General features: G+C 69.0%; 5 protein-coding genes. All 5 read right to left on the bottom strand.

The features are described from left to right. Positions 1–277 (bottom strand): autoinducer binding domain-containing protein (locus tag QZW52_RS08915; RefSeq protein WP_293997533.1); only part of this gene is annotated, 277 nt, incomplete at its 3' end. A 37-nt stretch (positions 278–314) separates the two neighbouring features. Continuing rightward, positions 315–6155: an excinuclease ABC subunit UvrA gene (gene uvrA, locus QZW52_RS08910; protein ID WP_434738298.1), complete on the bottom strand. Its 5841-nt coding sequence runs from the start codon at positions 6153–6155 to the stop codon at positions 315–317. Positions 6156–6212: 57 nt separating this feature from the next. Beyond that, a complete protein-coding gene (locus tag QZW52_RS08905) occupies positions 6213–8381 on the bottom strand; it encodes a 3-hydroxybutyrate oligomer hydrolase family protein (protein ID WP_293997530.1) in 2169 nt (722 codons plus the stop codon). A 108-nt stretch (positions 8382–8489) separates the two neighbouring features. Beyond that, on the bottom strand, positions 8490–9221 hold the full coding sequence (locus QZW52_RS08900) for a PhnD/SsuA/transferrin family substrate-binding protein (RefSeq protein ID WP_293997527.1): 732 nt from the start codon (positions 9219–9221) through the stop codon (positions 8490–8492). Between the two features lie 520 nt (positions 9222–9741). Continuing rightward, the gene (locus tag QZW52_RS08895) at positions 9742–11571 is read right to left on the bottom strand and encodes an ABC transporter substrate-binding protein (protein ID WP_293997525.1); all 1830 of its coding nucleotides are present in this window, start codon (positions 11569–11571) and stop codon (positions 9742–9744) included. Positions 11572–11590 lie beyond the last annotated feature (19 nt).

Raw genomic sequence — 11590 nt, 5'->3', positions numbered from 1 at the left:
CGTCGCTCCAGACGAGCGGATCGGTTGAACACAGGCCGCGCCGGATCGTGGGGTCACAGGCCAGATAGCCCTCTTGCGCGTAGTGGGCCTGCCAAGCATCGGAATAGTTGTTGAGCATCACCGTCTCAGGTGCCTGCAGTGGCCAGGGCGCCCGCAGCCCGAAGGCGCAGTGCTCGAAGCCGAGCTGACGGGCAGCGGCCGTGATCCGGGCAAACACGGCCTGCTCGCAGGGCAGGGTGTCCAGCGCCGTCAGCAGGTCGATTTGCCATGCGGTCATGGCCGGATATTAGAGGACGTTCTTGACGTGCGATAAGTCAACGCCTGAGCACCGCCTTCAACGCCACGCCCGTGTGACTCTTGCTCTTCACCACCGCCTCAGGCGTCCCGGTAACCACAACCTGCCCCCCGCCCGAGCCCCCCTCCGGCCCCAGATCAATCACCCAATCGGCTTCCGCAATCACATCCAGGTCATGCTCAATGACCACCACACTGTGCCCCGCATCCACCAGCCGATGCAGCACCCGAATCAGCTTCTCCACATCCGCCATGTGCAGCCCGACGGTCGGCTCGTCGAGCACATAGAGCGTGTGCGGCGCCCGCTGGCCGCGGCGGGTCACGTCGTCGCGGACCTTGCTCAGCTCGGTGACGAGCTTGATGCGCTGGGCCTCGCCGCCGGAGAGGGTGGGTGAGGGCTGGCCGAGGGTGAGGTAGCCGAGGCCGACGTCCTGGAGCAACTGCAGCGGGTGGGCGATGCTGGGCATGCTGGCGAAGAAGCCGACGGCCTCGTCCACCTCCATCTGCAGCACGTCGCCGATGCTCTTGCCCCGCCACGTCACGGCGAGCGTCTCGGGGTTGAACCGCGCCCCGTGGCAGAGGTCGCACGGCACCTTCACGTCCGGCAGGAAGGCCATCTCGATCGTGCGCAGCCCCTGGCCCTCGCAGCCGGGGCAGCGCCCGTCGCCGGTGTTGAAGCTGAAGCGCCCGGCAGCGTAGCCCCGCGCCTTGGCCTCCAGCGTCTCGGTGAAGAGCTTGCGGATGGTGTCCCAGAAGCCGATGTAGGTGGCGGGGCAGGAGCGCGGGGTCTTGCCGATGGGGGTCTGGTCCACCTCCAGCACGCGGTCGATGTTGCTCCAGCCCTCCAGCCCGGTGCAGCCGACCCACGCGGGGCGCTCGCCGGCCTTCTTCCCCGCGAGCTTGTGCGCCACGATCGCCTGCACGTTGGCCAGCAGCACGTCGCGGGCCAGCGTCGATTTGCCCGACCCCGACACGCCCGTCACCGCCACCAGCCGCGCCAGCGGCACCTCCACGTCCACGTTCTGCAGGTTGTGCAGCGACGCCCCGCGCAGCGTCAGCACCGGCCCGTCCGGCTCGACCGGGCGGCGCGGGCGGGTGGGGTGCTTGAGCGGGGCGTTGAGGAAGCGGCCGGTGATCGAGTCGGGGTTGGCCATCAGCTCGGCGGCGGTGCCCTGCGCGGTGACCTGGCCGCCGCGCTTGCCGGCGCCGGGGCCGATGTCGATGATGTGGTCGGCGCGGCGGATGGTGTCCTCGTCGTGTTCGACCACCACCAGCGTGTTGCCGGCGCTGCCGAGCTTGTGCAGCGCGTCGAGCAGGATGCGGTTGTCGCGCGGGTGCAGGCCGATGGTCGGCTCGTCGAGCACGTAGCACACGCCCTGCAGGTTGCTGCCGAGCTGCGCGGCCAGCCGGATGCGCTGCGCCTCGCCGCCGGAGAGCGTGGGCGCGGCGCGGTCCAGCGTCAGGTAGCCCAGGCCCACATCGCCGAGGAAGCTCAGCCGGTTGCGGATCTCGGTCACCACGTCGCGGGCGATCGCGGACTCGCGGCCGTCGAGCTTGTGCGCCTCGATCCAGCGCCGGCCGTCGTCCACCGACTTGGCTGCCACCTCCGCGATCGAGGCTTCGCGGAAACGCACCGCCCGCGACACCGGGTTCAGCCGCGCACCAAAGCAGGTGCCGCAGGTCTTGTCCTCCGCCAGCCCCTCGACCTCCGGCTCGGCGAACGTCTTCTCGCGGCCCTTGTCGCCGTCGTCCTTCACGCTGTCGTCGAGCGCCTTGCGCTGCTCGCCGGTCAACGTCAGGCCAGTGCCGACGCACTCGGGGCACCAGCCGTGCTTGCTGTTGTAGCTGAACATGCGCGGGTCCAGCTCGGGGTAGCTGGTGCCGCAGGTCGGGCAGGCGCGCTTGGTGGAGAACACCTTGGCCTTGCTGCGGAACGCGGTGGACAGGAAGCCCGCCGCCAGCGACAGGGTCAGCGACTTGGCCGTCAGCGCCGACTTGAGCGGCGTCAGCAGGTGCAGCACGCCCTTGCCATGCTCCAGCGCCTCGGCCAGCGCCGCCCGCAGCCGCGCCTCGTTCGACACATCGACCAGCAGGTCCGCCACCGGCAGCTCGATCGTGTGCTCCTTGTAGCGGTCGAGCTTGGGCCAGGCGTCGGTCGGCAGGAACTCGCCGTCCACCCGCAGGTGCGCATACCCCTTGCCCTTGGCCCACTTGGCGAGGTCGGTGTAGACGCCCTTGCGCCCGATCACCAGCGGCGCAAGCAGACCGATGTGCTGACCGCGGTGGTCGCGCAGCAGTTGCGCGGCGATCGACTCCGGCGTCTGTGGCTGCACGGCGACCCAGTCCTCGGGCGGCGCATGGAAGTCGCTGCAGGCGGGGCAGTACTGCGTGCCGAGCTTGACGTACATCAGCCGCAGGAAGTGCCAGACCTCGGTGGTCGTCGCCACGGTGCTCTTGCGCCCGCCGCGGGACAGCCGCTGCTCGATGGCGACGGTCGGCGGGATGCCCCAGACGGCGTCCACCTCGGGGCGACCGGCCGGCTGCACGATGCTGCGGGCGTAGGCGTTCAGGCTCTCCAGGTAGCGGCGCTGGCCCTCGTTGAAGAGGATGTCGAAGGCGAGCGTCGATTTGCCGGAGCCGGAGACGCCGGTGATGACGGTGAACTTGCCACGGGGGATGTTGACGGACAGGCCCTTGAGGTTGTGCTCGCGGGCGTTGACGATCTGGATGCACCCCTCTGGACTGGCTCCCCCTCCCAGCGGGAGGGGGTTGGGGGGGAGGGTGCGCCGCTGGCGAATGAGGGTCTGGAGCGGCACGCCTTCCCCCTCCCCAGCCCTCCCCCGCTGGGGGAGGGAGTAAGACAGGGCGGGTTCGGTGACTTGTCGGGGGGTGAGGGCGGCGTCGTAGTCGCGCAGCGATTTCCCCGTGTGGCTCGTCGGATGCGCCCGCAGATCGGCCGGCGTGCCCTCCGCCACCAGCTCGCCGCCCGCCTCGCCGCCTTCCGGCCCGAGGTCGACGATCCAGTCGCTGGCGCGCACCACGTCGAGGTTGTGCTCGATCACCAGCAGGCTGTGCCCGGCCTCCAGCAGCTTGCGGAACGACCGCATCAGCTTGGCGATGTCGTCGAAGTGCAGGCCGGTGGTCGGCTCGTCGAACAGGAACAGCGTGCCCTTCTTGGCCAGCTTCTGCTTGGTGGCGCTGGCGTTCTTCGCGGCTTCGGCGAGGAAGCCGGACAGCTTCAGCCGCTGTGCCTCGCCGCCCGAGAGCGTGGGCACCGGCTGGCCGAGCTTGACGTAATCGAGGCCCACGTCCGCCAGCGGCTGCAGCGCCCGCACCACCTCGCGGTCCTGCGCGAACAGCCGCACCGCGTCGGCGACGGTCAGCTCCAGCACGTCGGCGATGGACATCTGCTTGCCCAGCCGCTCGATCTTCACCTCGCGCAACTCGGCCCGGTAGCGCGTGCCGTCGCAGTCCGGGCAGCGCAGGTAGACGTCGCTGAGGAACTGCATCTCGACGTGCTCGAAGCCCGAGCCGCCGCAGGTCGGGCAGCGGCCGTCGCCCGCGTTGAAGCTGAACATGCCGGCGGTGTAGCTGCGCTGCTGCGCTTCCGGCAGCGCGGCGAACAGGTCGCGGATCGTGTCGAAGGCGCCGACGTAGCTGGCGGGGTTGGAACGTGCCGTCTTGCCGATCGGGTTCTGATCGACGAACACCGCGTCGCTCAGCCAGTCCGCGCCGAGCAGCCGGTCGTGCGCGCCGGGCGACTCGGTGGCTTGCCCGAAATGCCGCGCCAGTGCCGGGGCCAGCACGTCCTGGATCAGCGACGACTTGCCCGAGCCGCTCACGCCCGTGACGCAGACCAGCCGCTGCAGCGGGAACTCGACCGTCACGTTCTTCAGGTTGTGCTCGCGGGCGCCTTCGAGGACGAGGCGCGGCGTGCTGTCCAGCACCGGCCGCGCCAGCCCGAGGCCGATCGTGCGCCGCGCCCCGAGGTAGGCGCCGGTCAGCGTCTCGGCGCCTTTCAGGTCTTCGGGCGTGCCATCGAAGACGATGCGCCCGCCTTGGGTGCCGGGGCCAGGGCCGAGGTCGATGATCCGGTCGGCGGCGAGCATCACGGCCGGGTCGTGTTCCACCACCACCAGCGTGTTGCCCGCGTCGCGCAGCCGTGCCATCGCTTGGTTAATGCGGTCCATGTCGCGCGGATGCAGCCCGATCGACGGCTCGTCCAGCACGAACAGCGTGTTCACCAGCGACGTTCCCAGCGCGGTCGTCAGGTTGATCCGCTGCACCTCGCCGCCCGAGAGCGTGCGGCTCTGCCGGTCCAGCGACAGGTAGCCCAGGCCCACGTCGCAGAGGTATTTCAGCCGCGTGCGGATCTCGTCGAGCAGCAATTCGAGCGCGTCATCCAGCAACTGCGAGGGCAGCTCCAGCCCGTCGAAGAAGCGCCGCATCCGGTCGATCGGCAGCAGCATCAGGTCGTGCAGGCTCAGGCCGGGCAGGGCTTCAAGCTGCGCCCGCGACCACTTCACGCCGACCGGCAGGAAGCGTTTCTCCGCTGGCAAGCCCAGATCCGCTTGTTCCTTCTCGCCCAGTCGCCACAGCAGCGACTCCAGCTTCAGCCGTGCCCCGCCGCAGACGCCGCAGGGCGTGTAGCTGCGGTACTTCGACAAGAGCACGCGGATGTGCATCTTGTACGCCTTGCTCTCCAGGTACTCGAAAAAGCGCCGCACGCCATACCACTGCGCTTTCCACTCGCCCGTCCAGTTCGGCGAGCCGTCGATCACCCACGACTGCTGCGCCGCGCTCATCTGGCTCCACGCCGTGTCGCGGGGAATGCCGGCGTCGCCCGCGTACTTGAGCAAATCGTCCTGGCACTCCTGCCACGCCGGCGTCTGCAGCGTCTTGACTGCGCCGCCGCGCAGCGTCTTGCGGTGGTCCGGGATGACCAGCCCGAAATCCACCCCGATCACCCGCCCGAAGCCGCGGCAGGTCTCGCAGGCGCCAAACGCCGAGTTGAACGAGAACATCGACGGCTGCGGCGCGCTGTAGCGGCGTTCCGACTCGGGGCAATGCAGCCCCTGGCTATACCGCCAAACGCTGTCCGCTGCGTCTTGGCTCCCTCCCCCAGCGGGGGAGGGCTGGGGAGGGGGAACCCCCGCACCAATCGCATAAACATTGCACCTGCCACTCCCCCGCTTCAACGCCGCCTCCAGCGCCTCCACCACCCGCACCTTCTCCGCATTCGAGAACCGGAACCGGTCCGCGACCACGTCCAGCACCTTGCGCGGCCCGGTCGGCGTGGCGACCACGCGCTCGGCCTGCACGCGGGTGTAGCCGCTCGCGGACAGCCACTGCTCGACCTCCTCGGGCGTGACCGTGGCCGGCAGCTCGACCGGGAACGTGATGACCAGCCGCGGATCACCCGCCGCCGCACTGCGTGCCTGCAGGTCGAGCCAGATGCTCTGCGGATCGTCCTCGCGCACGGCCTGCGCGGTGTCCTGGTCGAACAACTGCGCAGCGCGGGCGAACAGCAGCTTCAGGTGGTCGTTCAGCTCCGTCATCGTGCCGACCGTGGAGCGGCTGGTGCGCACCGGGTTGGTCTGGTCGATGGCGATGGCCGGCGGCACGCCTTCGACCGAATCCACCGCAGGGCGGTCCATCCGGTCGAGGAACTGGCGGGCGTATGCCGAGAAAGTCTCGACGTAGCGCCGCTGGCCTTCGGCGTAGAGCGTGTCGAAGACCAGCGATGACTTGCCCGACCCGCTGGGGCCGGTCACGACCGTCAGCTCACCCGTGCGGATGTCGAGGTCGAGGTTCTTGAGGTTGTGCTGGCGGGCGCCACGGATTCGGATCAGGCCGGTCATCAGGAAGGTTCTCGCGGGGCGAAGCGGAACATTCTAGGGACGTGGCGCCCCTGTGCGTCAGTCCGGGACTTTGAGCGTCAATCCCGTCATGACGATCTGGTCAGCCGCCGCTGGCGCCGTGGCGATGGCCGGCACGTTGGCGGCCGTGAGCGCGGTGGCGCTGGTGGCACGCGGCGTGGTCCGCACGACCTGGCTGACCGGCAGCGCCGCGCCGGTCGTCAGGTGGCTCCACACCGCGTTCAGCGCCTGGTTCAGGTACGGGTGCAGCGGCACGGCCTTGGTGTCGTAGCCGAGCAGCGCCCCGAAGGCGATGAAGGTGTCGAAGTGCTGCGCGTTCGTCACCTCGATGTAGCGCACCTTGGCAGCGTCCGAAGCCGGGTCGGTGAGCTGGTTCTTGCCGAAGTAGGCGCGGGCGGTGTGGTTCACGGGCAGCAGCGTGTCACTGCGGCCTGCCACGATGATCGTCGGCTTGCTGCGCAGTTTCGCCGTGAGCTGCACCGCGTTCACCCCGGCGATCACGCGGTCGGACTGCGCCTTGAGCGTGCCGGTGAGCGTGGCGCCCGTGGCTTCGTCCTGGCCGGTGGCCAGCGAGCGCAGGCACAGTGCGCCGTCGAGCGCGAAGTCGGCCGTGCCGCTGGTGGGCGAGGTGGCCAGGAAGTCGAGCTTGGCGCCGCCGACCGACCGGTCGTAGACGAGGTTCACGCCGCCGGTCGGCGGGATGCCGTTGCCGCTGGCGAACAGACCGGCCTGCGTGGCGGGCACCTGCGCGGCGACATCACCCGTCGCCGTCGTGTTCGCCATGCTGAAGCCGCACACGCTGTCGGTGACGCTGAAGCGGCCGTAGGTGTTGACGTAGGTGACGGCGATCGCGTTGGTGGCGAAGCGGTAATGCGACTGCTGGAAGAAGTTGCTCTCGGCCTGCCAGCCGTAGCGGTTGAGCTTGGCGAGCGCCGCATCAGCCTGTGCAGCCAGCGTGGAGCCCGTCAGCAGACCTTTGGCGGCGAGTGCGGTGCAGCGGTTCTGTGCGGCGGTGTTGAACGCGGCCGGCCAGAACGCGGCGGCCAGCACCTGGCTTGCCTGTGCGGACAGCGCGGCGCAGGGCTGGTAGACGTTGGCGTAGGTGAAGTAGTCGAGCAGTGGCTTGCTGTGGGTCGCCACCGTCACTGCGCCTTGCTGGATCGTCAGGCCATCGTTGGCGCCGGGCTGGGCGTTCGGCTCGGAGACCGCCACGCCGTCGATCAGGCCCTCGGTATCCTGCTCGGCCGCGGCCAATGCCGCACCGCCGCCGTTCGACACCGACGAGGCGATGACGATCGTGTTGGCCGGGACGATGGTGCGGACCTTCTTGTTCGGGTCGGCGGTGGTCGCGCTGCCGTAACGCTCGTTCAGCACGTAGAAGGCCAGTCGCACCGCGTCGAGCGTGTTCCGGCCCCAGTCCTTTTCGGGGTTCTGCTGCGAGTGGGCGTGCTTGTAGGCGACACGGTTGGGCGTGGCGGTGTTGAAGGCGGCGACATCCGAAGCCGCAGCCGCCGACTGGAAGAGCGTCTTGCCGGCGGCGGTGCTGGCGTTGAGCATGGTGCCGTCGCGGGCCATCACGGCGCCGCTGGTCAGGTCGTGCAGGCCGTTGCCGCTGCCCTTGTCGGTGTAGGCGACCGCGCAGCCGCGTTTCAGGCCCCACTCGCCCGCCGTGCCGATGGCGCCGTAGACACCCCGCGAGCCGGAGGAGGTGGCGGTGACGATGCACGGCCGGCCGGGCTGAAAGCTGTCGGGGATCTGCACCATCAGCGTGACGTTCTGGCGGCCGGTGCCGTCGTCGGCGTAGGCGGTGTACTCGCGGCCGGCGATCTTGCCTTCGCCGAGCGTGTTGCCGCCGTTCAGGTCGATGTTCGGGCCGTAGAGGGTGCCCATGCCGCCCGCGGCGGTGTAGTCCACCAGCGCGCGGTAGTTGTTGTAGACCGCGTTGCGGCGCAGTTCGGCCGCAGTCGGCGTCGCAGGAGCCGCGTAGGCCGGCGCGGCGCCCAACAGGCCGGTCTTGCCGAGTCCGGCGGTCAGCAGGTCGTCGGTGGTGCCGTCGTAGACCTTCTCGGTGATGGCGCCCGAGAGTCCTGCGGGCAGGCGGTTGTGGTCCTCACGGTAGGAGGCACAGCCGCCCAGCAGGGCGGCAACGGCCACCGCGAGGGTGGTGCGGGTCAGGTTCAGGCCCGGAATCAGGGTTGGCTGGTGCATGGAGTTCTCCCGGAGATGCGTACCACCACACCTTGCCATGCTGGCGGATTTGCGCCATGCCGAAATCCCCCAACACCCGCAAAAACCCTGCGACCGTCAGCCTGCCAGTCAGCCCACCAGCGTGGCGAGGGTGTCCAGCGCCGCGGTGTCCATGGGTTCGAATCCGCTGAAGCGCAGATCGTCCAGGATCTTCTTGCCCGACGGGTCGGCCCCCATGCCGCAGAGCACCTCCCGCACCTCGTCGATCCGCTCGGCCAGCTCCGGCCCGACGCAGAAGCAGTGCGAGGCCATCCGGCTTTCGGTGGCGGTGACGATCTCCAGCGACTCGCGGGTGGAGGCGCTCAGGCCATGCCACGTCTCGTTGAACACAAAACCGACATCGGCCTGACCACCGAGCACGGCCTGCGCGGCCTTCAGGTGGTTGCCGGCCATCTGGAAGGTGCAGTCGGCCAGCGGGATCTGCAGCTTGTTCAGCAGCGTCAACCCGAGGAAATGCACGATGAGCTTGTCGGTGGCCGAGGACACCTTCAGCGGTCGGGTGGCCGGCACTCCGACGCCGCGGCGTGCCACGAGCATGGTTTCGTCGTACACGCCGGTGGGCCGCGCCACAGGCACGAAGCCGCGCTCATGCACGTATTTCAGTGCGCTGAACGGATTGGCATAGACGAGGTGGTACCCCCCGGCGAGTACCCGCTCACGTTCCACGTTGAAGTTGTCGAAGGGATCGAACCGCATCGCCAGCCCGAGCTTGCGCTGCAAGTAGGTGTTGATGAGGAACCAGCCCGCCAGATTCTTGGCGGTGTCGTGCGGGCAGACGGAGAGGCGGTACTTGGTGTGCATGGGTGTGCGACGCAGCAAGGCGATGGTCCCGATTGTCGGTATCGCCGCGGATACTGAACGCCGGGAGTCCCATGGTTCTTAGGGGTTTCTTTCGCGGAGGGAGGCTGTTGGAATCCGGCTCCGCGTCGCGTGGGGGTCTGAACCTGGCGCTCACTGCACCTCAGCCCTCGGCGATGGGATCGTCAGATTCCAACAGCGCCACCGTCAGCGCACTGCACGGGAGGCGTGCGCTGCGCAGTCGTTGTCGTTGCTTGAGGAGCGAGTCCCGCTGCAACATGGACTGCATTGACGCACAGTGCCGCAGAAGGCAAGTAACCAGATCTGGCCCGTACCACGGGGTGGTCGCGTGTGTTTTGGGGGCTGGTGGCGCGCCTGCTGGGTTGAAATCGTGCAAATTGCCCATTTGTGGTGGGGTGCCCACCTGTTTCGGGGGTTCCTCTGCCGGTTTGTTCCAGTGCGTTTCGATGCGTGCAGTAACACTCCTGCACTGGATCGTCACACAGTGCCCGTGTCCTGGCGGCTATCGGGGGGCCGGCACTTTCTGCGCTTCGATGTCGAGGTAGGACCACCAGTTCAGCCAGAACGGCGCCCGCCGGTAGCCGATCACCTGCGGATGGGTCAGGTCGGTGATGAGCCGATGCACATGGAAGCGGTAGGGCGCGTAGGCCAGCAGCAGCCGGTTCGCCTCGCGGAAAGCCTCCAGCCGTTCGGGGCCATCGGGCAGCGCGGTGATGCGCTCGTAGACCTGGTCGAACGCCGGCAAGCGGAACCGGGCCATGTTGCCCTGACCCGCCGAAGGACCGTAGCCACACTCCAGCGCCCCTTGCCCATCGGGTGATCCGGCGCTCGACCCGACCCGCCACAGCATGAACTTGCCGGCGCGGGTGGACTTCAGGTTCTCGCCCCACTGCCCGACCTTCAGCTCCATCTTCAGGCCCAGCGCGTCCATGTTCTTCTTGTAGATCTCGTCGAGCTGGCGGCTGGTCTGGTCCGCCTGCGTCAGGATCACCAGCGTCAGCTTCGCGCCGTCCGGCCGCTCGCGCCAGCCGTCGCCGTCGCGGTCCGTGTAGCCCCAGGTGTCGAGCAGGGCGCGGGCGCGGGCCGGCTGGAACTCGCCGATTTCGGTGCGCAGGGCGGGGTCGTGGCCGTAGGTGCCGGGCTGGATGCCGGCCTGCGCGGGCACGGCCTCCCCACGGCGGCCCAGGCGGATCTCGCGCCGGATGTCCATGCCCAGGCTGATGGCGCGGCGCAGCGCGACCTGCGGCGGCGCCAGCCCGCCGATCAGCGGGTCTTCCATGTTGAACACCGTCATCGTCACGTCCGCACCGGCGATCCGGTACTTGCGGATGCCCTTCTTCGCGAGGTGTGGCGCGAGTTCACCCTTCACCAGCGCCTGCGGGATGTAGTCGGCGGGGACGCGCTCCAGCATGTCCTGCTCGCCGTTGAGAAAGGCGAGCCAGCGGGGCTGGGCCTCCTCGATGATCGACACCTCCACGCGGTCGAGCATGGGGATGCGCCGGCCCTTGAAGCGGGCGAGCAGCGCGTGGCCTTCGGTGTCGTCGGCGTTGGGGGTGGCGTCGTAGAAACGCGCGCGGTAGCCGGTGAAGCGCTCCATCACGATCATCGAGCTGCGCCGCCACTCGGCGAGGCGGAACGGGCCGGTGCCGATCGGGTGTTCCGCCACCTTGTCGCCGTAGAACTCGACCACCTCGCGGGCCATCGCCTCCATGCCGGCCAGCGTGTAGAGGAACCGAGGCCGTGGTGCGCGCAGCCGGAACCGCAGCGTGTAGCGGTCCAGCGCCTGTGCGCCCTCGACCGGCCGGTCGTAGTCGAAGGGCTTCTTCGACTGGATCGCCTCGTCGCGCAGCGCCTGCAGGCCGAGGATGCCTTGCTCTTCGAGCGAGGTATGGCCGGGGCTCTTGGTGGCGGGGTCGTAGTAACGCTTGAGGGTGTAGACGTAGTCTTCGGCGGTCAGCTCGCGCGGCTTGCCCTTGAACGCGGGGTCGTCGTGGAACAGGATGCCGGGGCGGATCTTCAGCGTGAAGCTGCGGTGGTCGTCGGCGATCTCGGGCAGGGCGACGGCGGTGCAAGGGCGGATCAGGAACGGCCGCGCGAGGTGGTCGTACTCCAGCAGCGTCTCGAAGATGTGCGCGGTGATGGTGTGCGAGTAGATGTCGCTCACCTGGGGCGGATCGAAGCCGGTTTCCGCGGCGTTGAAGGCGTAGCGCAGCACCTTGGCTGGCGCAGCGGCGCCAGCGCCCGCATCGGCCGCGTGCAGCCAGTCCGGGGTGGCCAGCAGGCCGGTGCCAGCCGCGGCGGCGGTCAGCAGATCACGTCGCGTCGGGGTCACAGGCGCCTCCAGGCAGCAG

It is taken from the genome of Sphaerotilus sp., assembly GCF_013299175.1.
Classification (GTDB): Bacteria; Pseudomonadota; Gammaproteobacteria; order Burkholderiales; family Burkholderiaceae_C; genus Sphaerotilus.
The sequence above is the reverse complement of the archived record's forward strand: the minus strand, read 5'-3'. Positions and strand labels throughout refer to the sequence as shown.

Excerpts from the sequence above, each read along its gene's own strand:
- uvrA (WP_434738298.1), bottom strand. The coding sequence starts at position 6,155 with ATGACCGGCCTGATCCGAATCCGTGGCGCCCGCCAGCACAACCTCAAG.
- QZW52_RS08905 (WP_293997530.1), bottom strand. The coding sequence starts at position 8,381 with ATGCACCAGCCAACCCTGATTCCGGGCCTGAACCTGACCCGCACCACC.
- QZW52_RS08900 (WP_293997527.1), bottom strand. The coding sequence starts at position 9,221 with ATGCACACCAAGTACCGCCTCTCCGTCTGCCCGCACGACACCGCCAAG.